Consider the following 21,465-nt stretch of genomic DNA (forward strand, 5'->3'; position numbering starts at 1 on the left):
CGAACACTCCCCCGCGGTTCTGGTAACCGTCGTCCCCACGTGCCCTGGCATGGGTCCGGGCGAATCACGCAGTCCCGATTCGTCCACTCCGCTCGGAGGACCCCATGTCCCGCAAACACTTCCCCCCGCATGCCCGCGCCACCAGCACGCGTAAGCGGCTGTCGCAGAACTTCCTTGTCGATCCACGTGCCGCGCAGACCGTCGTCCGTGCGGCCGGTGTCGCCGCCGGCGATCTGGTGCTGGAGATCGGCGCCGGCGACGGCATGCTCACTCGGCAACTCCTCGCGAAGGGGTACCGAGTGATCGCCTACGAGAAGGACCGCCACTACTCCCGGCGACTGCACGCCCGATACGCCGGCGATCCGCGAATCCGGGTGATCCACAACGACTTCCGTCGCGCGCACGCGCCCGGGCAGCCGTTCGCGGTGGTCGCCAATATCCCCTTCGGGATCAGCACCGACATCCTGCGCTGGTGCCTGGACGCCCGCCACCTCACCTCGGCGACGCTGCTCACCCAACGCGAGTTCGCGCGCAAACACTGCGGCGACTACGACCGCTGGACCAAGCTCACCGTCACCCACTGGCCCGCGTCGACGTCCCGGCTGGGTCCGCGCATCGGGCGCACCTGCTTCGACCCGGTCCCGCGCGTCGACGCCGCGGTGCTGCGGCTGGCGCGCCGCCCGCGACCGCTGCTGGCCGGGCGGGAAACCGCCGATTATCGCGCCCTGGTGGAGCTCGGTTTCTCCGGCGTCGGCGGATCGCTGTCCGCCTCGCTGCGCCGCGAATTCCCCGCTCCCCGCGTCAACGCCGCTTGCGTCGCGGCGGGCATCGAGCCGGATGCACCGGTCGGGCTGGTACATCCCGACCGGTGGATCACCCTGTACCGGCAGCTGCGCCGGATACCCGCGCCCGTACGGTGAGCACACAGCGGCGGCGGGACAGGCCAATGCCTTTCCCGCCGCCGCCAGGACGCGACCGATGGCTCAGATCGGTGTGAAATCGCGGCTCGCGATGTAGCTCGGGCGCCGCGCCGGAGCCGCGAACGGCTCCTCCAGGGTGTTCTCCACGCTGTTGAACACCAGGAAGATGTTCGAACGCGGGAACGGGGTGATGTTGTTGGCCGACCCGTGCATGATGTTCGAATCGAACACCAGCGCCGACCCGGCCCGCCCGGTGAACTGGGCGATCCCGTACTTGTGCGCCAGGTCCTCGATATCGGCCTGGGACGGCACCCCGATCTGCTGCTCCCGCAACGATTCCCGATAGTGGTCGGCCGGTGTCGCACCCTGGCACGGCACGAAGGTGCGGTGCGAACCGGGCATCACCATCAGGCTGCCGTTGAACGGGTAGTTGTCGGTCAGCGCGATGGAAATGCTGACCGCACGCGGAGCAGGCATGCCGTCTTCGGCGTGCCAGGTCTCGAAATCGGAGTGCCAGTAGAAACCGGTCCCGCCGAAACCGGGCAGATAGTTCACCCGGCTCTGATGCAGGTAGACCTCCGACCCGAGGATCTGGCGGGCCAGGCCCGCGACCCTCGGCTCGGCCGCCAGCTCCGCGATCGCGGAACTGAGCCGGTGCACCTCGAACACCGAACGCACCTGATTCGAGGATTTCTCCACGATCACCCGCTCGTCGCCGCGCAACTCGGGATCGGCGGCGAGCCGGTCGATCTCCCGGGCGAAGCGCGCGACTTCCTCCGGGGAGATCAACTGGTCCAGGATCGTGTACCCGTCGGTGTCGAATCCGGCGAGCTCGGGTGCCTCGATTCGACCCCACACCGTCGCGTCGTGGCGCTCGAGGTGCGGCGCCGGTTCCGGGGTGCGGGTCGGGTAATGATCGATCCGGTGATGTGCCAACGTCGCGTCCTTTCTCAGCTGGCCGGAACGGCGACCAACGGGTAGACGCCGTTCTCGTCGTGAACCTCCTGCCCGGTGACCGGCGGATTGAACACGCACATCATGCGCATCCGGGTACGCACCTCGAGTTGGTGCTTTTCGTGGCCGTCGAGCAGATACATCGAACCGGGGCCCAGTTCGTAGGTCTGGTTGTTGGTCAGATCGGTCAGGGTGCCCTCGCCTTCGACCAGCCACACCGCCTCGACGTGGTTCTGGTAGTGGAAGACGTGGGTGGTGCCCGCCTCGATGGTGGTCTCGTGGAAGGAGAACCCCACCCGGTCACCGCCGAGCACGATCCGCTTGCTGCGCCAGCCGGTGCCGGCCACATCGCGGTCGGTTCCGGTGATTTCTTCGGTGGTACGCACGATCATGAGTGGCCCTCCTCAGGCGCCGCAGACGGTGTGGACCGCGCCGGTCAGGATCTGCAATCCATGGTCGAGCTCGTCCTCGGTGATGGTCAAGGGGGGCAGCAGCTTCACGACCTCGTCGGAGGCGCCGGAGGTCTCGGCCAGCAGACCGCGTTCGAAGGCGACCTGGCAGACCTTGCCCGCCTGCGAGGCGTCGTCGAAGACCAGACCGTGCACCAACCCGCGGCCGCGGGTCGAGATGCCCGGCAGGCCCTCGCTGATCGCGCCGAAGGCCTGGGCGATCTGCTCGCCCTTGGCCTCGGTGGCTGCCTGCAGCGCGCCGTCGGACCAGTAGTGCTCCAGCGCCACCTGGGCGGTGACGAACGAGGGGTTGTTGCCACGGAAGGTGCCGTTGTGCTCACCCGGGGCCCAGACGTCGTGCTCGGGCTTGAACAGCACCAGCGCCATCGGCAGTCCGTAGCCGCCGATCGACTTGGACAGGGTGACGATATCGGGGGTGATGCCGGCCGATTCGAAGGAGAAGAACGGGCCGGTGCGCCCGCAGCCCATCTGCACATCGTCGACGATGAGCAGGATGCCGCGCGCCTCGCACAGGCTGGCCAGGTGCCGCAGCCACTCCGCCCGCGCCAGGTTCACCCCGCCCTCACCCTGCACGGTCTCCACGATGACCGCGGCCGGACGGTCCAGGCCCGAGGAGGAATCGTCGAGCACCCGCTCCATCCACTGGAAGTCGGCGGTGGTGCCGTCGAAGTAGCCGTCGTAGGGCATCGGGGTGGCGTGGTTGAGCGGCACCCCGGCGCCCGCGCGCTTGGCGGCGTTACCGGTGACCGACAGCGCGCCGAGGGTCATGCCGTGGAAGGCGTTGGTGAAGCTGAGCACGGTCTGGCGGCCGGTGACCTTGCGGGCCAGCTTCAGCGCGGCCTCGACGGCATTGGCGCCGGTCGGTCCGGGGAACTGCACCTTGTAGTCCAGCCCGCGCGGCGCCAGCAGCGTATCGCGCACGGTTTCCAGCAGTTTGCGCTTGGCGACGGTGGACATATCCAGCCCGTGCGTCACACCGTCGGAGGCGATGTAATCGATGAGGGCCTTCTTGAGGATGGGATTGTTGTGCCCGTAGTTCAGGGCGCCGGCGCCGGCGAAGAAATCGAGAAAATCCTTGCCCTCTTCGTCACGCAGCCAGGCGCCTTTCGCGGTTTCGAAAACCGTGGGCCAGGAGCGGCAGTAACCACGCACATTCGATTCCAGTGCGTCGAAGATCGTCGTGTCAGCGGTGATCATCATAGATCCCTTTCAGTTTTACGGGCGATCGGTGCGATTCGGTACAGGTCCTCGGCGATATGGCTGTCGGGAAAATCGCCAGGAGTGAACAACTCGGTCTTGGTCATCTCCGCGTCGCGGCGCCGCGCCAGTGCGGCGAACATCGCGATGGAGGCCGGGTTGTCCGGTGAGACGGTCGTCTCCAGGGCGTCGACACCATGCCCTTCGGCGTCGATCAGGTTGTCCACCAAGCGATCCAGCATCGCGACGCCGAGTCCGCGGCCGCGCTGATCATGATCGACGGCGACCTGCCAGACGAACACGGTGCGCGGGGACTGCGGGCGCAGATACCCGATCACGAAGCCGGCGACCCGGCCGTCGGCCTCGGCGACCACCGAGGTGGCGGCGAAATCGCGGCACCACAGCAGATACGCGTAGCTGGAATTGGTGTCCAGCACCTGCGAATCCTTCGCGATTTCCCACAGGCGCGCCCCGTCGCGAATTTCCGGGGTCCGCAGAACCGGGGCGCCGACGGGCTGCCGGTGCGATCCGGAACGGGTCGCACCGGATTCGACGCGTGCTGGGTCGCCGTCGGTCGGTGTGGGCAATGCTTGCGTTGACATACAACTCCGAGGTCGATGTTCAGTACTTTCCCAGGCTTACGAATGAACTTTGAGCTGACCTGGTCGAGGACTTTACGATTGTGTTACGGCCGTGTGACGCCGTTCATGAACTCCGCATTTTCGGGATATACCTCACGTTTCAATTCACTCGATGGCGGGCAAGTGAATGGTGAATCGCGCGCCGCCGCCGGGGCGTTCGCCGCATTCCACCGTGCCCTTATGGGTGGCGACCGTCTCGGCCACCAGCGCCAGTCCGATTCCGGTGCCGCCGTCGGCCTTGCGGCGGCTGGTGCGTGCGGTGGCGAACCGTTCGAAGATGCGGTCGCGGTCGGCCGGTGGCACGCCGGGGCCCGCGTCGTCGACGGCGATGACCGCATGATCGCCCTCGCGGTGCACGGTGACCGCGACGACTCCCCCGCCGTGCCGGTCGGCGTTCTCCAGCAGGTTCACCACCGCGCGTTCGAGTTCGAGTTTGCGGCCGCGGACTACGACGTCCTCGGTCACCGTCAGCAACTCCACCGGATGCCTGCTGTCGCGCAGGGTGTGGGTGAGCAGCTCGGCCACCGACAGCGGGTCGGCGTCGCCGTGATGCATTCCCGCCTCCACCCGCGCGAGCGCCAGCAGGTCGTCGAGCAGCCGCCGCAGATGATCTACCTCGGCGGTGACCAACGCAAGCGCCCGGCGCGAGCGTTCGGCAGATCATCGCGATGCCGGTTCAGCACCTCGACGCTGGCGGTGAGGGTGGTCAGCGGAGTCCGCAGCTCATGGCTGACGTCGCCGAACAATCGGTGTTCGCGGTCGATGCGCCGTTGCAGCGAATCGACCATCCGGTTGAACGAGTCGACGGTGCTGGCCAGATCCTGGTCGTGGGTGTCGGGCAGGCGGATGCCGAGATCACCGGAGGCGATCTTGGCTGCCGCCTCGGCGACGTCACGCAGGGGCCGCAGGACCCGGCGGCCGACCCAGATCCCGACCGCGGCGCCCAGCGTCGCGGCCAGCAGCGCACAGCAGATCAGCAGGACAGGGCGGTTCACCACGCGCTGACCGAGAGTGACGCCGTCGTCGCCCAGCCGGGCGAAGACCAGCAGCACCAGGGCTAGCGACATCAGGCCCGAGGTCGCCGCGAAGGCGATGGTGACCCGGCCCCGCAGACTCCACAGGCCCGGGTCGAGCCGGGTGCGGACGCGTTCGGCGTTCGTCATCGACGCTGAGATGGGCGGCCCGCTCAGCGTTGCACGTCGAGCCGGTAGCCGAGGCCCCGGACGGTGACCACGATCTGCGGATCGGAGGGATCGCGTTCGATCTTGGTGCGCAGCCGGCGCATATGCACGTCGACGATGCGCTCATCGCCGAAGAAACCACGGTCCCAGACGCGCTCGAGCAGCACCGATCGGCTCAGCACCCGTCCTGGTACCTCGGCGAGCTCGCACAGCAGGCGGAACTCGGTCAGCGTCAGGGCGATCTCCTCATCGCCGCGACGGACCGCGCCGCCGTCCGGAGCGAGGATCAGCGGCGCCTCGGGATCGGCGTCGAGCACCACCTCGACCGGCGCTTCCCGCTCGGCCGAGAGCTGGGCCCGGCGGCGCAGCGCCCGCATCCGGGCGGTGATCTCCTTGATCTCGAAGGGCTTGGTGACGAAGTCGTCGGCGCCGGCTTCCAGCGCGGCCACCACGTCATGAGTGTCGTCGCGGGCGCTGACCACGATGATCGGCACATCGTGGTCGCGGCGGATCTCCCGGATGCAGGTGAACCCGTCCATGCCGCCGAGCATCAGGTCGACGATCATCACATCGGGAACGCCGTTGCTGCGCAGATGGGTGAGCGCGTCCTCTGCCTGCTCGGCTTCTTCGACGTCGTAGCCCTCGTCCTCCATGGCCAGGCGCAGTGCGCCCCGGACCCTGTCGTCGTCTTCCACGATCATCAGGCTCGCGCTCAATATTCAAATCCTTTGCAGATACGCGGAGCGCATCGCGGCGCGGAGGTTCGCATCCCCAGACCGACGCGATGTTCCGCTTTTCAGCTTTTCTCGAGCAACTTTCCGGTAACAGTAGTGCCCTGAATGCCCGATTGCTAAACCTTGCGTGAGATCGCTCACCGAACCGGTCGGTCGGGACGCTCCAATCGGAAGAAGTTGCTCGGGCTGCCGTCGGGGCGTCGTTCCTGGTAGCGGAAGCACAGCTGACGGGCGTCGAAGGTGGCGAACCAGTCGTCCCAGTCGACGGGCAGCAATCCCGCGCCGCCGTAGCGGGGGAAGTCGAACCGCAACACTTCGACGCGTCCGTTGTAGTCGCTGCCCGGCATGGTGGCCGGGTTGGCGCCGCGCCTCTCGGCCCAGCGACGGATGACGTCGTGGTTGGTGGTGACCATGGTCTGTCCCGGACCGGCCGATGGTCCACCGTTCATGACGAACCTCCTCGCGGTAGGTGCGTGCTAGCGGTCACCGATGAGCGAACCGTCGAGACGATCGCACCGGCTCGCCGACTTGATACCCGTGCTCGTCCGGCGACAAACCACCGGACAGGCAGCTGTCCGCCGATGCCCTGGTGACGGGCATCGGCGATTGTCTCGCCGGTCGCGGGGTACTCGGCGGTTGTCACCATCCGGACGCTCGCCCCGGATCATCGACCGGAAGGAGAACGCGATGGCAGCCGGGCCCGACGATTCGACCAGGGGTTTCCACCGGGACTCCCCACACGTCCCCGAACATCATTTCCCCGACGACACCCGCACCACCCGCGCGCACGCAGGCGAGGCGATGGAGGACGTGCGCAACTGGCCGGGCATCGTGATGTGCGCGCTCGGACTGGTGGCCGTCGCGCTGACGTTGACCGCGGCCGGTTACGGCTACGAGGGCTGGGCGATCGTCGGCGGGATCGCCGCGGCCGTGCTGCTGATCGGCGGGGTGGCCGTGATCGCGCTCGAACATCGCCGGGTGAAGGCGATGCACGGGCACAAACTCACCGACCAGCAGGGTCACTGAGCGTTTGCCGCACGGCCCGCACAGGGTCAGGCGGCCCCGGGAACGCCCACCGGCACCAGCGCCACGGTGATGTTGTCACCGCCGCCGCAGGCCACCGCGTAATCGGCCAGATCGCGGGCGGCCGCGGCGGCGGGCTTCGCCGTGGCTATCGCGGCGAGGGCGACCGGATCGGGCAGATAGTTCCACAGCCCGTCGCTGCACAGCAGCAGCACGCCGGGACCGCTGAACCGGAAGCTCTGCACGCTGCGCGTGGACCAGGGCTGCTGGTCGAAGTCGGCGCCGAGCCAGCGCAGCAGGGTGTGCGCGCGGGGGTCGTTCATGGCGGCGGTCTCGTCCATGGCGCCGGCGTCGACGAGGGCCTGGGCCCAGGAATCGTCGAGGGTGAGCCGGCGGGAGGCCGGTTCGGCATCGCCACCGTCGGCGTCGCCGGGGACCAGCCAGTAAGCGCGGCTGTCGCCGACATTGGCGACGGTGATGGTGGCACCGCCCGCACCGTCGTCGTGCACGATGGCCGCGACGTAGGTACACGAGGGCGAATCGCCGTCGATCGAAGCGATATCGCGCACCGCCGACGCGGCGGCGGCCAGGCCCGCGGTGGCGGCGTCCTCGACCGGCCTGCCCTCGGCCAGGGCGCTCAGGCAGGCATCGACGCCGGTGCGCGAGGCGGTGCCGGACGCCGCTTGCGGATTCGGTGAGGACGAGACGCCGTCGCACACCACGGCCACGGTGACGGGTGCGCGGCCGGGCGCGGGAACGCCGACACCGGCGGCAACGGCGTCCTCGTTGCGCGCGTGCGCGATTCCCCGGTCGGTGATCAGCGCGACCGCGCCGAGATCGGCCTCGAACCGATCCGGCGGACCGGGCACGTGGGCCCGTCCGGGATGGGCGGGCGCGTGCGGCTCGGCCGTGGCGTCGGCCTGCGGCAGGGCGACCCGCCGCACCGGTTCCCCGCCACCGCCGCCCTCGAAGCCCTGCGCGGGGGCCGGGATCGGCATGGTCAGGAATTCCGAGCTGCCCAGGCCCGCACCGGCTTCCGGGCTCACCTGGTCACCGCCGACCGGGCCGTGGCACCGGCGGCCGATCCGCGTCCGCGGTGTGGCACTACCCTGCCGTCCCCGCCGATGTTCACCGATTCCCCAGGCTGCACGGCGCCCCCCTTCTGATCATGGTTGTCGATCGACGATAGTACGACAGCGGTGAGCGGGTGTGCCCACAGATCGCCACGATGGGAGCGCGTCGCGCGCGGCGCGGGTCAGTCACGCTCGCGCACCGCGGTGACGGCCTTGCGCGCGGCCACCAGCACCGGGTCCCAGACCGGCGAGAACGGCGGTGCGTATCCGAGATCCAGCATCGTCATCTGCTCGACGGTCAGCCCGGCGGTGAGCGCGACCGCGGCGATGTCGACGCGTTTGCCCGCGCCTTCGCGGCCGACGATCTGCACACCCAGCAACCGGCCGGTGCGGCGTTCGGCGAGCATCTTCACCGTCATCGGGTCGGCGCCGGGGAAATAGCCGGAGCGGCTGGTCGATTCGATGGTGACGCTCACATATTGCAGGCCGATGGCCTGAGCGTCCTTCTCGCGCAACCCGGTCCGCGCCACCTCGAGATCGCAGACCTTGCTCACCGCGGTGCCGACCACACCGGGGAAGGTCGCGTAGCCGCCGCCGATATTGGCGCCGATGATCTGGCCGTGTTTGTTGGCGTGGGTGCCCAGGGCGATGTGGCGGTCGATGCCCGACACCAGGTCCAGCACCTCGACGCAGTCGCCGCCGGCCCAGATGTCGTCGTGGCCGCGCACCCGCATGGACAGGTCGGTCAGCAGACCGCCATACGTGCCGAGCGGGAGTCCGGCGGCCTCGGCGAGGGTGGTCTCGGGCCGCACACCGATGCCGAGAACCACCACGTCGGCCGGGTATTCGGCCTGGCCGGTGACGACGGCGCGGGCGCGGCCGTCGTCATCGGTGCCGATGGCGGTGACCTCGGCATTGCCGACGATCTTGACGCCCATGCCACCCATGGCCGTGCGCACCAGCGCACCCATGTCCGGGTCCAGCGTCGACATCGGCTCCGCGCCCCGGTTGATCAGGGTGACTTCGAAGCCGCGGTTGATCAGCGCCTCGGCCATCTCGACGCCGATGTAGCCCGCGCCCACCACCACCGCTCGGCGGCCGGCGGCGCGTTCGAGGGTCTCGATGAGCGCTTGACCATCGTCGAGGGTCTGCACGCCGTGCACTCCCGCCGCGTCGATGCCGGGTAGGGGCGGCCGGATCGGGCGGGCGCCGGTGGCGAGGACGAGTTTGTCGTAGCCGGTCCAGGATTCGGCGCCGGTGTCCAGCTCGCGTGCCCGCACGCGGCGGCCATCGATATCGATCTCGACGACCTCGGTACGCATACGCAGATCGATGGCGCGGGACCGGTGCTCCTCGGGGGTGCGAGCGATCAGCTGGTCGCGGTCGGCGACGTGACCGCCCACCCAATACGGAATGCCGCAGGCCGAATACGAGGCGAAATGCCCCCGCTCGAACACGACGATCTCCAGCTCGCCGGGTCCGCGCATCCGCCGGGCCTGCGAGGCCGCGGACATACCGGCCGCGTCACCGCCGATGATCACCAGTCGCTCGCTCATACGGCCACGCTACCGAGCCCGCCGCGCGGTCGGCCGCATTCGCTGCGCGAGGGTGGGAAGACGACAGCGCCGGCCGGGTCCCGCGGGACCCGGCCGGCGCCGAGGAGCGAATCAGGCCGTGCGCGTGCCGATCAGCCGTTCGGCCGCCTTGCCCAGCACACCGCGTGAGCTCGCCGGGCGGATGCCGGTGACCGTGGCACCCGCGGCGTCGGTGAACACCAGCGCGTCGTCCTCGATGGGACTGTTCCGCAGGTAGGCGCGGTCGCGGTAGTAGTTGTTGATCACCTTCCACGGACCACGCGCGCCCTGGCGCGGCATGACGCCGTCACCGCGCTGGATGTAGCCCGAGGTGAGCGCACCGCCCATGAGCGAATCGCTGGAGCGGTCGGCCTCTTCGGCGCGCGGAACGACCTGGGTGTAGCCCTTGTCGCGCATGTAGTTCAGCAGCTTGCAGAAGTACTCCGCGGCCAGGTCGGCCTTCAGCGTCCAGGAAGCGTTGGTGTAGCCGAGCACCACCATCGCGTTGGGGATGCCGTCGAGCAGCGCGCCCTTGTAGAGCACGCGATCGCGGGTGGCCACCGGTTCGCCGTCGACCTCGAGGGTCGCGCCACCCAGCATCTGCACGTTCAGGCCGGTGGCGCTGATGATGATGTCGGCGGGCAGTTCCTCGCCCGAGGACAGCTTGATGCCGGTCTCGGTGAAGGTGTCGATGGTGTCGGTGACGATCGAGGCCTCGCCCGACTTCAGCACCTTGAACAGGTCGCCGTTGGGCACCACGCACAGCCGCTGGTCCCACGGGTTGTACTTCGGGGTGAAGTGGCGCATGTCGACGTTCGGGCCGACCGCCAGGCGCACGGCCGACAGCAGCAGCTTGCGGGCCACGTCGGGCTGCTTGCGCGACAGCTCGTAGGTGGCGCGCTGCAAGGCGATATTGCGGGCGCGGCCCAGCTTGTAGGTCAGCGCGGCAGGCACGCGGGCGGCGTTGAAGCCGACCGAGACCGGGTCGTCGCTGGGGATGGCGGCGATGTAGGTGGGCGAGCGCTGGAGCATGGTGACGTGCTCGGCGTCATCGGCCATGGCCGGGATGAGCGTGATCGCGGTGGCGCCGGAACCGATGACGACTACGCGCTTGCCCTTGTAGTCCAGGTCCTCGGGCCAGTGCTGCGGGTGCACCAGCCGGCCGCCGAAGCGCTCCTGACCGGGGAAGGTGGGCTGGTAGCCCTTGTCGTAGTCGTAGTAGCCAGTGCAGCCGATGAGGAAGTTGCTGGTGTAGACCTCGGTCTCGCCGGTCTCCTCGTTGAGGGCCTCGACCGTCCAGATGCCGGCCTCGGTGGACCAACTCGCCTTGACCATCTTGCGGCCGAAGCGGATGTGCTCGGTGACGCCGTACTCGGCGGCGGTCTCCTCGACGTAGCGGCGGATGCTCGGGCCGTCGGCCAGCACCTTGGTGCCGGTCCAGGGACGGAAACCGTAGCCGAAGGTGAACATGTCCGAATCGGACCGGATGCCCGGGTACCGGAACAGATCCCAGGTGCCGCCGATGGCGGTGCGCCGCTCCAGGATGGCGAAGCTGCGCCCGGTCTGCTCCTTGGCCAGATGACAGGCCGCGCCGATTCCGGACAGGCCAGCGCCGATGATCAATACGTCGACATGCCGCGTCATTGAGTTCCTCGTCTGGTCGCACTCGGACGCCTTCGACCGAGTTCCATCTGACTTTACACTTAGTCAGATGCCTGGAATCATGACAGAATGTCGGCCGTGAGTCCAGCGCGCGTCTACGGGGGCCTGACCGCCGAGCAGCGACACGATCAGCGTCGCGCTCGGCTGATCGAGGCCGCCACCCTCCTGCTGGGCACCCGCGGCGCCGCCGAGACCACCGTCACCGCCGTTTGCGCGGAGGCCAAGCTGACCTCGCGGTACTTCTACCAGCACTTCAGCGACCGGGACGCGCTGCTGCGGGCGGTGGCGGTCGAGCTGGAAACCATCCTGCGCCGCGAGGTGGAACTGGCCGCGCCCGAGGACGGCGCCGCCCCCGACGAGGTGGCCAGGGCGACGGTCGGCGCGTTCGTGCGGATGATCGCCGACGATCCGGTGATGGCGCGCATCCTGTTCATCGAATCCGCGGCCGAACCGGTGATGCGCGAGTTGCGCAGCGAGATCATGACCCGGTTCACCGATCTGGTACTGGCCAACGCGCGGCGCTATCTGCATCTGGCCGAATCCACCATCGCGGTGGCGCATCTGGGCTCGACGCTGGCCGTCGGCGGCCTGTTCGAGGTGCTGCGGCGCTGGCTCGACGGTGAACTCGACTTCGACGCCGAGCAGATCATCGAGCACAGCGCGGGCCTGTTCGGCTTCCTCGCCGCCTATGTGAGCGTCGTCCAGCCGGATTAAAACCGCGCTGGTTACAACCCGTGACCAGGCGCGGCCCGCATTCCACGATGAGCGGATGAGCCTGTCGTTTCATTGGTTCCTGCCCACCTACGGCGACTCCCGCGGTCTCATCGCGGGCGGTCACGGCACCGCCATGTCCGGCGACCGGGCGGCGAGCCTGCGCTATCTGAACCAGATCGGTGCCGCCGCCGAAGCCAACGGTTTCGAGGCCGTGCTGACCCCGACCGGGGCGTGGTGCGAGGACGCCTGGTTGACCACCGCGATGCTGGTCGAGACCACCGAGACCCTGAAGTTCCTGGTCGCCTTCCGGCCCGGTCTGATCAGCCCCACCCTGGCCGCGCAGATGGCGGGCACCTTCCAGCGGCATTCGCGCGGTCGGCTGTTGCTCAACGTGGTGACCGGCGGCGAACCGCATGAGCAGCAGGCCTACGGCGATTTCCTCGACAAGACCCAGCGCTACGCGCGCACGGGTGAATTCCTCGACGTCGTCCGGCAGTTGTGGACCTCGACCGAGCCGGTGGATTTCGACGGCGAGCACATCCGGGTGCGCGGGGCGCTGCTGAACAACCGGCCCGATCCGGTGCCGCCGATCTTCTTCGGTGGCTCATCCGAACCGGCCGGTCCCGTGGCCGCCCGGTATGCCGACACGTACCTCACCTGGGGTGAGCCGCTGCTGGCGGTGAGCCGCAAACTCGACTGGATTCGCGGGCTGGCGGCCGAGCGCGGGCGCCGGCTCGATTTCGGGCTGCGCATCCACGTCATCAGCCGCGACACCGCCGAGGAAGCCTGGGCCGAAGCCGACCGGCTGCTGGCCGGCATCGATCCGGCCGATGTGGAGCGGGTACAGGCCAATCTCGCGCGCAGCGAGTCCGAGGGACAGCGGCGCATGCTCGAACTGCACGGCGGCCGCACCGACCGGCTCGAGATCGCGCCCAATCTGTGGGCGGGTGTCGGGCTGGTGCGCGGTGGTGCGGGCACCGCGCTGGTCGGCTCGCACGAGGAGGTGGCCGAGCGGATCGGCGAATACGCCCGCCTGGGCATCGACCATTTCATTCTCTCCGGTTACCCGCATCTGGAAGAGGCGTACTGGTTCGGTGAAGGAGTGCTGCCGATTCTGGAGCGGAAGGGGCTGTGGCGGCATCCGCATCGGCGTGAATTCACCTCCACTGGGACGCCTTTCGCGGTGTCTTCCAGTAGCTGAGCGTCGCGGAATGGCAGTCGGTGCACGGGTGCACCGACTGCCATGTCGCGAGTGTCGCCGTTTCGCGGACCGGGCGGTCGGTCCGTATTTACTGCCCCGAATACCCCGATCCGCTGCGATATTCGTCCCGAACGCCTACTGGGCGACCCCAGTTCACCTGCGCAAACATCGATCTCACGACGCCGGCACCACCTCGTTTCGGCAGTCGGTGCACACATGCACAGCAGGCCAGGTCCGACGACAGGCGCGCCCTGGCAGGCCGTGCATCGGCGGTTCCACGTGAATCACCACTCCCCCAGGCGATTTCGCTGCCACGTTGCTCAGCCCCGGCGAGATCGCCCTACTCGGGTACCTGTGCGGGCGGTTCTCCTGCCGCCTGGCCGCAGGGCTTTGCGCGCACCGGGTCGATGAATCCGTCGGTTTGCGCCAACTGTGTCGCGTGACGACCTTTACCAGGGCAGCCGTCCCGCGCGATCGAAGTACCCGCCGGCCGGTCCGTCCGGGCCGAGGGTGGCGAGCCGAATGATGGCGTCGGCGCCCTCGGTGACGGTCTGGGTCCCGCTGTTGCCGTTCAGGTCGGTGGCGGTGTAGCCGGGGTCGGCCGCGTTCACCTGAATGCCGGGCAGGGCGCGGGCGTATTGCGAGGTGATCATGTTCAGCGCCGACTTCGACGCCGGATAGCCGAGGCTGTGCAGGGTGGATTCCAGCCGTGCCGGGTCGGAGGTGATGGCCAGCGACCCCATGCCGCTGGACACCATGACGATGCGCGGCTGGGCCGCCTTGCGGAGGAGCGGGAGGAATGCGTGGGTGCGTTCGGCGTCGCGCGCACCGAGGAACACCCGCCACCCCAGTTCGGCCAGCCGCCGCACAGTCTCCCGGCCCAGCCACGCGGGTATCGGTGGCCCCTGGGTGACACCCGCGGATACGGTCGCTGCCGACGTGCGAGAGGTCTTCGAAACCAACGTCTTCGGGCCGATTCAAGTCTGCACAGCGGCGCCAGGCCCGCGCCCGAGTCCGCCCCGAGGAGGTCGGCCTCCCCGCCGGCGCACGCAGGCAGGTGCCGGGGCTGCGGCGCGAGGAAGTCGCTCAGCTGGCCGGAGTGAGCGTCGACTACATCGTCCGGCTCGAACAGGGACGCGGACCCCGGCCGTCGCCCTCGGTGCTGGCGGCCTTGGCTCGTGCATTGCGCCTGAACGATGACGATCGCGATCTACTGTTCCGGCTCGCCGGCACCGAACCGCCCGGCGCGGACCGGATCGCGATGGTGGTGCGCGCGAGCGTGCTGCGCCTGGAACCCGATGGCGGCCGCGCTGCTCGGCGATTTCTCCCGCTGGCCACCGGCCCGGCGCAACATCATCTGGCAGGCCTTCCTCGGCGACGGGCCGCACCGCGTGGTGCTGGAACCCGGGGACATCGACACCATCTTCGCCACCTGGGCCGCGAGCCTGCACGCCGCCCGCGCCCGCTACCCCGCCGATCCCGGCCTCGAACGCCTGACCACCGAGCTCCGTTCCGGCAGCCCGCTATTCGAGCGACTGTGGGGCGAACGGCGCGCCGGCCACCTGCGCAACACCCGCAAAACCATCAAACACCCCGGCCTCGGCCGCCTGACCTTGGACTGCGACACCCTCCTGGTACCCGACAGCGACCAATCCGTCGTCGTGTACTCCGCAGCACCCGGCACCCCCGAAGCCGGCGCCCTCGAGCTGCTGCGGGTCACCGGCACCGAACAGTTCACGAACCTGAAGATCTGACCTCGGGCCTGGTCGGGTCTACCGAATCACCGTCACCGCGCCTGGCGTCGGCTACACCGGCGACCGGGCTCGGGCCACCGATCGGCCGTGGGAACCAGACCACGAGGGGCTCCCACAGCCGACGAGAAACGCACGGTCAACTCCGTCCCGTTATGCGCCATCCGGGTGATCCCACATCGCCTCGGGCTGCCGATAGCGCGCGAGAGTCTGTTTCACGGCTTCGGTGACCGGGGGTTCGTCGGTGAGCGCGGTCCATGTGTAGGCGTCATGCTCAGTGAGCTTGATCGGTTCAGGAGCGACGCACTCGACGGCGAAATTGAACTGACGGCTGCGTTTCCCGCTACCGGAGCGATAGTCGAAGCTATCGATATAGCGGCCGATTCCGGCGACACGGAGCCCTGTCTCTTCCTCGACCTCACGCTCTAGAGCCCGCTCGACACTCTCCCCCGGTTCGACCTTGCCGCTCGGTAGTTCCCATATGCCGCCCATGAAGTCGTCGCCGGGGCGGCGCAGTAGCAGGACCCGATCGGCATGTTCGACTATTGCACCCACGACGAGCTGCTGGACTCCGTCGCGTTCTGCTTCGGTCGCGAGGTCTTCGATACGGGTCGGCATCCGGTCATCCTTTCAAGGTGTCGGCGCCGGCTGGACACTACGCCCTGCCGACGACTCGATAGGGTCGGACGGTGACCTGGACCGTTGGCTTCGACCTGGATATGACGCTGATCGACTCGCGGCGGGGTGTGGCGCGGGCGATTGATGTCGTGGCGGCGGAGTTCGGGCTCGAGTTGCGGGGGGCGGAGTTGGCCGAGCGGTTGGGGCCGCCGTTGGGGATGATTCTGGCTGATGGGGGTGCTCCCGAGGAGTTGATTCCGGAGTTGGTGGGCAGGTATCGGGAGCTGTATCCGGACGTTGTCGCCGAAGTTCCGGCGATGGATGGTGCGGAGGCGGCGGTCGAGGCTGTGGTGGGTGCTGGGGGCCGGGTGGTTGTGGTGACCGGGAAGTATCAGCCGCATGCCGAGTTGCATATCGAGCATCTCGGGTGGCCCGTCGATCTTGTGGTGGGTGAGCTGTGGTCGGAGGGGAAGGCGGTGGCGTTGCGGGAGCAGGGGGCGCGCGTCTTCGTCGGTGATCATGCGGGCGATATGCGCGGGGCACGAGCGGCGGGGGCGTACGGGGTGGGGGTTGTGACCGGGCCGTGCTCGGCGGAGGAATTGGAGGCAGCAGGGGCCGAGGTCGTCCTTGCGGATCTGACCGGGTTCCCGGCATGGTGGGCGGGCTTCGACGGTGCCCGGGGATCAGCTCGCCGGTGCGCGCACACGCGGCCCTGATCATCCGACGCTTCGTGGCGTCGGCAAGCGGTGCCCGACGAGATCGGCTCATCGCTGTCGTCGCCGGACTCGAACGCATCTGGGGCGCCCTGCCCGGAGAGCACCGGTCGGCCCTGCGCCCGGCATCACGGCGCCGGTACGTTGGATCCGGTGAGCGGCGATCCCTACTGGAATCACAACACGCACTATCACCCGTGGCTGGTCGCGCAGGTTCCCGGATCCGCGCGCACGGCACTCGATGTCGGGTGCGGCGACGGGTTGCTGGCGTCGAAGCTCAGCGCTCGGTGTGAGTCGGTGCTCGGCATCGACGTGGACGGCGAGATCATCGCCGACGGCACCACTCCGGCGAATGTTCGTCTTACACAGGGGGATTTCCGGGAGCTGGACCAGACGTTCGACGTGGTGACGGCGGTGGCGACACTGCATCACGTTCCACTGATCGAAGGTCTGACGGCGTTGCGCGATCTGGTCGCGCCCGGCGGCACGCTGGCCGTGGTCGGGCTCTGGAAGATGAGCGTCCGCGCCGATGCCGGATACCTTCCGCTGATACCCGCGATCTGGGCGATCGACAAGTGGCACGGAGGTAGCCGGGGTCCGGGCTTCACCTGCCGAGATCCCGAGGACACCCTGCCCGAGATCCGTTCAGCCGCCGCCGAATTGCTGCCGGGCGCGCAGATCCGGCGCAGGCTGATGTGGCGCTACACCCTGCTGTGGCACAAGCCCGCCTGATCGGGCGGCTCACCCAGCCCACCCGCAGCGCCGCTATGCCCTGCTGTGGCGCACAGCCTGCCAGACCGGTGCGGGTTCGAACGCTGCCCGGGCCGCAGCGGCGCCGCGGTTGTCGACGCCACGCGCCGGGAAGTACGTCACCGCAGTTGTTCGATCACCGGCGCGAACGCATCCATGTACGGCTCGAGCACGGTGATATAGGAGATGCCGTACTCGTCGCGGCGTTCACGCAACCGCTGCGCCATCTCGGCCGGGGTGCCGAACAGCAGGGTGGGCAGCTCCTCGGGGTCGCCCTCGGGCAGCACGGACCCGTACTTGTCCAGCAGGGCCGCGCGTTCGCTCGGCGGCACCACCGCTTGCAGCAGGATATTGAGCTCGACCGCGTCGGCGCGCTCGCCCAGTAGCCCCCGCACGTACCGCACCCGATCGTGGGTGCTTGCGACGTCGGCCAATGTCAGCGTCCCACCGGTCCCGGAGGCAGCGCCGGTGAAACCGACGACGTCGGCCTGGGTGGCGGCCAGCTTCAGCAGCCGGTCACCCCAGCCCGCGATCAGCAGCGGCGGCCCGACCGGCTGCACCGGCCGCGGCTGGTACTCGGGGTCGGCGAGCAGTTTCCGCAGCGTGGCGACGGTGTTCTCGAGGTGGGCGACCCGCTGGCCGCCGGTGCCGAACGGGATGCCCGCCGCCTCGAACTCTGCCTGCACATACCCGGCGCCCAGGCCGAGTTCGACACGTCCGTCGGTGAACTGATCCACCCCCGCCACATCGCGCGCCAGCAGCACGGGGTTGTAGAAGGGTGTGTTCAGGACGAACGTGTTGAGCCGGACCCGTTCGGTGGCCTCGGCGCCGAGCACGATCGACGGGAACGGCGCGGGCAGCCCGAGATGGTCGGCCACCCCGACCACGTCGTAGCCCTGCGCTTCGGCCCGCCGGCATTTGGCGATCCACGCCTGCCTCGACTCCGGGACCACCATATTCACACCGAACCGGAACTCACGTTGCGCACTCACTCCTCTTGTCTACCAGTGCTCCCGGGCCGCGGCCGGGCAGAGTCAGCACGCGACACACGCGACAGCAGCCAGGCCGGCCCCGGACAGCGCGGCCGCCGACGCGGCCACCCGGCTCGACCGCCACCAGCCGGATTCCAGCCGCACAGAGCCCGCATCCGCGTGCGGCCGCTCGGCGCCGGTCCCGCCACTCCCCTCACGCCGCCGCAGGCGACGCAGCAGTCCGAGGGTCGCGACGATCAACGTTGCGGTAATCATGAGCCGATCTCCTTACGCGCGAGCAGGTTCGGCGGTGGCGGCGTGGGCGCCCGCGGGCGTCGGCACCACACCGAACCGGAGCAGGCTCTCGGCGGTGTCGCGGACCGACTCGCGGACCGGCCGCATGGTCCAGCCGAGTTCGCGTTCGGCCCGTTCGGCGCTGAGGCGTTCCACCAGTCCCAGCGAAGGCACGGTGAGCCGCACCGTCTTGTCCAGCACGGCGATCGCGCGCACCAGCAGGTCGGGCAGTTGACGGGTCGGTACCCGGAAGCCGCGGGGGCCGAACTCCTCGGCCAGCAGGCGGCCGAGGTCACGCATCCAGAGATGTTCGCCCGCACAGATATAGCGCTTGCCCGCCGCTTCGGGTGTCTCCATGGCCAGCCGGTGCGCGAGGGCGAGGTCACGCACGTCCACCGTCGCCCAGCCCACTCGCGGCGATCCGGGCACCTGACGACCCAGCAGCATCCGCACCGGTTCGTGCGAGGTGCTCGTGGCCGCCGACAGGGCCGGACCCAGCACCATTCCCGGGTTCACCACCGTCAACTCCGGGCCGTCGGCGCCGAAATGCTCGGCGGCGAAATCCCATGCTGCGCGTTCGGCGAGGGTTTTGCTCTTCTGATAGGCGGGGCTGCGTTCCACGACCGTCCAGTCGGCCTCGGTGCGCATCGCGTCGTGGCGGTGGCCGTAGGCGATGGCGGCGATCGAGGACGTCAGCACCACTCGGCGCACCGTGCCCGCGTTCGCGGCCGCCCGCAACACCCGCAGCGTGCCGTTGACGGCGGTGTCGATCATCTCCTGCTCGTCATCCGGCGGCGCCGACGGGAACGGCGAGGCGACGTGCAGAACGTAGTCGCAGCCGGCGACGGCGGCCGGCCAGCCGGTGTCGCTGTCGAGATCTGCTGCCACGAAGTCGATCTCACCGCCGGCGCGCTCGGCGAGGTCGATCAGATGTTGGCGTTTGCCGGTATCGGCGAGGCTGCGCACGGTGCCGCGCACAGCGTATCCGTGGTCCAGCAATTCCGCGATGACGTGCCCGGCGATGAATCCGGTCGCGCCGGTCACCAGTACTCGTGTGCCCATGATGTCTATCCGTTCGACGGAGGAACCGGCCTTATCTAAGCGCCGCTCAGATAATCTAAGCACTGCCTAGATTTGTTGTCCAGAGGCTTTCGCATACGCTCGGATGGTGACCCGGACCTCGTATCACCACGGCGCCCTGCGCGAGGCGCTGCTCGCCGCATGCCTGCGGCTGATCGAGACCGAAGGCATCGCGGCAGTGAGCCTGCGCCGCGTCGCGCGAGAGGCCGGGGTGAGTTCCGGTGCGCCCTACCACCATTTCGCCGACCGGGCTGCGCTACTGGCCGACCTGGCCACCCAGGGTTTCCACCTGCTCGGCGCCGAGGTGACCGTCGCCAGGGACAGCGCACCCACTCCCCTGGCCGGCCTGACCGCCATCGCCGACGCGTACGTGCGCTTCGCCCGCGACAATCCCGGCTACTTCCGGCTGATGTTCCGCCCGGAGCTGTCGCAGCCGGAAAAGCATCCCGAGACCAGGGCCGCGGGTGAGGCCGCCTTCGCCGTGCTGTCCGACACCGTCGCCGATTGCGTCGCCGCCGGTGAGCTACCCGCGGGCCGGGCCGACGCCATCGCGGTCACGCTGTGGGGCCTCGCGCACGGTCTGGCCTCGCTGTGGCTGGACGGGCAGTTGGACAAACGCAGTGCGCTGATGGGCACCACCGCCGCCGAACTCGTCGCCGACATCATGGGCACCTTCAATGCCCTGATCGCTCCCGGCACCTGAAACAACCGGGTTGCGCCCGCCGGTCGCGGCCACCATGCTGAGCACGTGTTCGTCGCGCCCCGTTACGGAACGGGTTCCCTGTCCGATCTGTTTCCCTCCGTGCTGGCCGGGTTCGGGGTACCCGGCGAACAGGATCGGCTCGGGCTCGGGCTCGGGGTGGACCGGGTCTGTGTGCTGCTGATCGACGGTCTCGGCGCCGAGGCGCTGGCCGAGCACGCCGAGGTGGCGCCGTTCCTGGCCGGACTGGCCCCGGCCGTGCTCACGGCCGGATTCCCGACCACCACCGCGACCAGTGTCAGCTCGCTGGGTGCGGGCGTACCGCCCGGTGAGCACGGCATCGTCGGCTATCTGCTGCGCGTACCGGGCCAGGATCGGCTGTTCGATCCTCTGGGCTGGCGGCTGTTCGGCGGCCAGCATAAAGGGGATCTGCTCGAACAGCTGGTGCCCGAGCAGTTCCAGCCCGGCGCCACCGTCTTCGAACGGGCCGCGGCGCACGGCCTCACCGTCACCCAGGTGGCGCCGCGTTATCAGGCGGGTTCCGGATTGACCCGGGCGGTGCTGCGCGGCTGCGCGTTCCGGCCCAACTTCTCGGTCGGCGATCTGGTCGCCGGCGTGGTCGAGGCCCTCGCCACACCGCGCTCGCTGGTCTACGCCTACCACGGCGAACTCGACACCACCGGACATGTCCGCGGGCCGTCCTCGGAGTCATGGTTGCTGGAGCTGGCGCATGTGGACCGGATCGCCGCCGATATCGCCGCGCGGATGCCCGCCGGTTCGGCGCTGATCGTCACCGCCGACCACGGCATGGTGGAGCTGAGCGACACGATCGACTTCGATGCCGAATCCGGTCTGCGCGAGGGCGTGCAGCGGCTCGGCGGCGAGCCACGCGCCCGCCACGTCTACACCGCCGACGGCGCCACCGACGATGTGCACTCGGCCTGGAGGGAAAGCCTCGGCAACCGATTCCAGGTGCTGACCCGCGCCGAGGTCATCGACCGCGGCTGGTTCGGGCCGACGGTGTCGCCGCAGGTCCACGACCGGATCGGGGACCTGGTCGTGGTCGCGCGCGGCACCGGCGGAGTGGTACGCACGCAGGCCGAACCACTGCAATCGGCGTTGCCCGGCCATCATGGTTCGCTCACCCCGGCCGAGATGAACGTCCCGCTGCGCGTGTTCACCAGCTGAGCGCGGCCGGTGTCGGTGCGGCGGCCTAGGCTGTAGGCCACCGGCCGGGTGCGCAG

25 protein-coding genes and 1 pseudogene are annotated in these 21,465 nt (G+C 69.0%); 10 read left to right on the forward strand and 16 right to left on the reverse strand.

Translation table 11 applies throughout. The features are described from left to right. Positions 1 to 104 precede the first annotated feature (104 nt). On the forward strand, positions 105 to 920 hold the full coding sequence (erm, locus tag NOCYR_RS15870; RefSeq protein ID WP_014351406.1) for a 23S ribosomal RNA methyltransferase Erm: 816 nt from the start codon (positions 105 to 107) through the stop codon (positions 918 to 920). Between the two features lie 63 nt (positions 921 to 983). Here erm and thpD read toward each other — a convergent pair whose 3' ends face one another. The 8 genes from thpD to NOCYR_RS15905 form a co-directional block, all read right to left on the reverse strand. Further along, the gene (gene thpD, locus NOCYR_RS15875) at positions 984 to 1,856 is read right to left on the reverse strand and encodes an ectoine hydroxylase (RefSeq protein WP_014351407.1); all 873 of its coding nucleotides are present in this window, start codon (positions 1,854 to 1,856) and stop codon (positions 984 to 986) included. A 14-nt stretch (positions 1,857 to 1,870) separates the two neighbouring features. Beyond that, on the reverse strand, positions 1,871 to 2,266 hold the full coding sequence (locus NOCYR_RS15880; RefSeq protein WP_014351408.1) for an ectoine synthase: 396 nt from the start codon (positions 2,264 to 2,266) through the stop codon (positions 1,871 to 1,873). A gap of 12 nt (positions 2,267 to 2,278) precedes the next feature. Beyond that, positions 2,279 to 3,541 carry a diaminobutyrate--2-oxoglutarate transaminase gene (gene ectB / locus NOCYR_RS15885; RefSeq protein WP_048833438.1) on the reverse strand — a complete coding sequence of 421 codons (1,263 nt, stop codon included), beginning with the start codon at positions 3,539 to 3,541 and terminating at the stop codon, positions 2,279 to 2,281. Continuing rightward, the gene (gene ectA, locus NOCYR_RS15890; protein ID WP_081505425.1) at positions 3,541 to 4,143 is read right to left on the reverse strand and encodes a diaminobutyrate acetyltransferase; all 603 of its coding nucleotides are present in this window, start codon (positions 4,141 to 4,143) and stop codon (positions 3,541 to 3,543) included. The genes ectB and ectA overlap by 1 nt, the downstream gene beginning before the upstream one ends. Positions 4,144 to 4,287: 144 nt before the next feature. Then, on the reverse strand, positions 4,288 to 4,812 hold the full coding sequence (locus tag NOCYR_RS30525) for a sensor histidine kinase (protein WP_014351411.1): 525 nt from the start codon (positions 4,810 to 4,812) through the stop codon (positions 4,288 to 4,290). Next, a complete protein-coding gene (locus NOCYR_RS30530) occupies positions 4,794 to 5,345 on the reverse strand; it encodes a HAMP domain-containing protein (RefSeq protein WP_014351412.1) in 552 nt (183 codons plus the stop codon). The genes NOCYR_RS30525 and NOCYR_RS30530 overlap by 19 nt, the downstream gene beginning before the upstream one ends. Before the next feature lie 23 nt (positions 5,346 to 5,368). Beyond that, positions 5,369 to 6,079 (reverse strand): response regulator transcription factor, encoded by a 711-nt coding sequence (locus NOCYR_RS15900; protein ID WP_014351413.1) that lies wholly within the window; start codon positions 6,077 to 6,079, stop codon positions 5,369 to 5,371. Positions 6,080 to 6,234: 155 nt separating this feature from the next. After that, positions 6,235 to 6,546, reverse strand: a complete 312-nt coding sequence (locus tag NOCYR_RS15905; protein ID WP_014351414.1) for a hypothetical protein — start codon at positions 6,544 to 6,546, stop codon at positions 6,235 to 6,237. A gap of 238 nt (positions 6,547 to 6,784) precedes the next feature. Between NOCYR_RS15905 and NOCYR_RS15910 the strand changes: the two genes are divergently transcribed. Continuing rightward, complete coding sequence (locus tag NOCYR_RS15910; RefSeq protein ID WP_014351415.1) at positions 6,785 to 7,123, forward strand: hypothetical protein; 339 nt, start codon at positions 6,785 to 6,787, stop codon at positions 7,121 to 7,123. A 26-nt stretch (positions 7,124 to 7,149) separates the two neighbouring features. Here NOCYR_RS15910 and NOCYR_RS15915 read toward each other — a convergent pair whose 3' ends face one another. From NOCYR_RS15915 to NOCYR_RS15925, 3 genes are all read right to left on the reverse strand, one after another. Next, entirely contained in the window at positions 7,150 to 8,166 is a 1,017-nt protein-coding gene (locus NOCYR_RS15915) for a PP2C family protein-serine/threonine phosphatase (RefSeq protein WP_014351416.1), read from the reverse strand. A gap of 209 nt (positions 8,167 to 8,375) precedes the next feature. After that, positions 8,376 to 9,749 (reverse strand): FAD-dependent oxidoreductase, encoded by a 1,374-nt coding sequence (locus tag NOCYR_RS15920; protein ID WP_014351417.1) that lies wholly within the window; start codon positions 9,747 to 9,749, stop codon positions 8,376 to 8,378. Between the two features lie 111 nt (positions 9,750 to 9,860). After that, positions 9,861 to 11,411, reverse strand: a complete 1,551-nt coding sequence (locus tag NOCYR_RS15925) for a flavin-containing monooxygenase (protein WP_014351418.1) — start codon at positions 11,409 to 11,411, stop codon at positions 9,861 to 9,863. A 96-nt stretch (positions 11,412 to 11,507) separates the two neighbouring features. Here NOCYR_RS15925 and NOCYR_RS15930 point away from each other — a divergent pair, with 96 nt between their 5' ends. Then, positions 11,508 to 12,143, forward strand: coding sequence for a TetR/AcrR family transcriptional regulator (locus tag NOCYR_RS15930; protein WP_048833439.1), 636 nt, complete (start codon positions 11,508 to 11,510; stop codon positions 12,141 to 12,143). A 55-nt stretch (positions 12,144 to 12,198) separates the two neighbouring features. After that, positions 12,199 to 13,344, forward strand: a complete 1,146-nt coding sequence (locus NOCYR_RS15935; protein ID WP_014351420.1) for an LLM class flavin-dependent oxidoreductase — start codon at positions 12,199 to 12,201, stop codon at positions 13,342 to 13,344. A gap of 449 nt (positions 13,345 to 13,793) precedes the next feature. Here NOCYR_RS15935 and NOCYR_RS15940 read toward each other — a convergent pair whose 3' ends face one another. Further along, entirely contained in the window at positions 13,794 to 14,213 is a 420-nt protein-coding gene (locus NOCYR_RS15940; RefSeq protein WP_014351421.1) for an SDR family NAD(P)-dependent oxidoreductase, read from the reverse strand. Between the two features lie 188 nt (positions 14,214 to 14,401). On the opposite strand from NOCYR_RS15940, the pseudogene NOCYR_RS30915 reads away from it, so the two are divergent. Beyond that, positions 14,402 to 14,500, forward strand: a pseudogene (locus NOCYR_RS30915) (helix-turn-helix domain-containing protein); the annotation flags it as partial. 142 nt (positions 14,501 to 14,642) lie between these two features. After that, a complete protein-coding gene (locus NOCYR_RS30920; RefSeq protein WP_014351422.1) occupies positions 14,643 to 15,098 on the forward strand; it encodes a hypothetical protein in 456 nt (151 codons plus the stop codon). Positions 15,099 to 15,248: 150 nt separating this feature from the next. Here NOCYR_RS30920 and NOCYR_RS15950 read toward each other — a convergent pair whose 3' ends face one another. After that, on the reverse strand, positions 15,249 to 15,713 hold the full coding sequence (locus NOCYR_RS15950; protein WP_014351423.1) for an NUDIX domain-containing protein: 465 nt from the start codon (positions 15,711 to 15,713) through the stop codon (positions 15,249 to 15,251). 71 nt (positions 15,714 to 15,784) lie between these two features. On the opposite strand from NOCYR_RS15950, the gene NOCYR_RS15955 reads away from it, so the two are divergent. Together NOCYR_RS15955 and NOCYR_RS15960 are read left to right on the forward strand one after the other, a co-directional pair. Next, a complete protein-coding gene (locus NOCYR_RS15955) occupies positions 15,785 to 16,429 on the forward strand; it encodes an HAD family hydrolase (RefSeq protein ID WP_014351424.1) in 645 nt (214 codons plus the stop codon). Between the two features lie 150 nt (positions 16,430 to 16,579). After that, on the forward strand, positions 16,580 to 17,158 hold the full coding sequence (locus NOCYR_RS15960; protein WP_148280665.1) for a class I SAM-dependent methyltransferase: 579 nt from the start codon (positions 16,580 to 16,582) through the stop codon (positions 17,156 to 17,158). Between the two features lie 137 nt (positions 17,159 to 17,295). On the opposite strand, the gene NOCYR_RS15965 is transcribed toward NOCYR_RS15960, so the two are convergent. The 3 genes from NOCYR_RS15965 to NOCYR_RS15975 are packed head-to-tail and all read right to left on the reverse strand — an operon-like array spanning position 17,296 to position 19,503. Continuing rightward, the gene (locus NOCYR_RS15965) at positions 17,296 to 18,168 is read right to left on the reverse strand and encodes an LLM class F420-dependent oxidoreductase (protein WP_081505426.1); all 873 of its coding nucleotides are present in this window, start codon (positions 18,166 to 18,168) and stop codon (positions 17,296 to 17,298) included. Positions 18,169 to 18,210: 42 nt separating this feature from the next. Next, positions 18,211 to 18,423, reverse strand: a complete 213-nt coding sequence (locus tag NOCYR_RS15970; RefSeq protein WP_014351427.1) for a hypothetical protein — start codon at positions 18,421 to 18,423, stop codon at positions 18,211 to 18,213. Between the two features lie 12 nt (positions 18,424 to 18,435). Then, on the reverse strand, positions 18,436 to 19,503 hold the full coding sequence (locus tag NOCYR_RS15975) for an SDR family oxidoreductase (protein ID WP_014351428.1): 1,068 nt from the start codon (positions 19,501 to 19,503) through the stop codon (positions 18,436 to 18,438). A 103-nt stretch (positions 19,504 to 19,606) separates the two neighbouring features. Between NOCYR_RS15975 and NOCYR_RS15980 the strand changes: the two genes are divergently transcribed. Both NOCYR_RS15980 and NOCYR_RS15985 read left to right on the forward strand, forming a co-directional pair. After that, entirely contained in the window at positions 19,607 to 20,224 is a 618-nt protein-coding gene (locus NOCYR_RS15980) for a TetR/AcrR family transcriptional regulator (RefSeq protein WP_014351429.1), read from the forward strand. A 45-nt stretch (positions 20,225 to 20,269) separates the two neighbouring features. After that, positions 20,270 to 21,409, forward strand: a complete 1,140-nt coding sequence (locus NOCYR_RS15985; protein WP_014351430.1) for an alkaline phosphatase family protein — start codon at positions 20,270 to 20,272, stop codon at positions 21,407 to 21,409. The last annotated feature ends 56 nt before the right edge of the window (positions 21,410 to 21,465 follow it).

Source organism: Nocardia cyriacigeorgica GUH-2 (assembly GCF_000284035.1).
GTDB classification, from domain to species: Bacteria; Actinomycetota; Actinomycetes; order Mycobacteriales; family Mycobacteriaceae; genus Nocardia; species Nocardia cyriacigeorgica_B.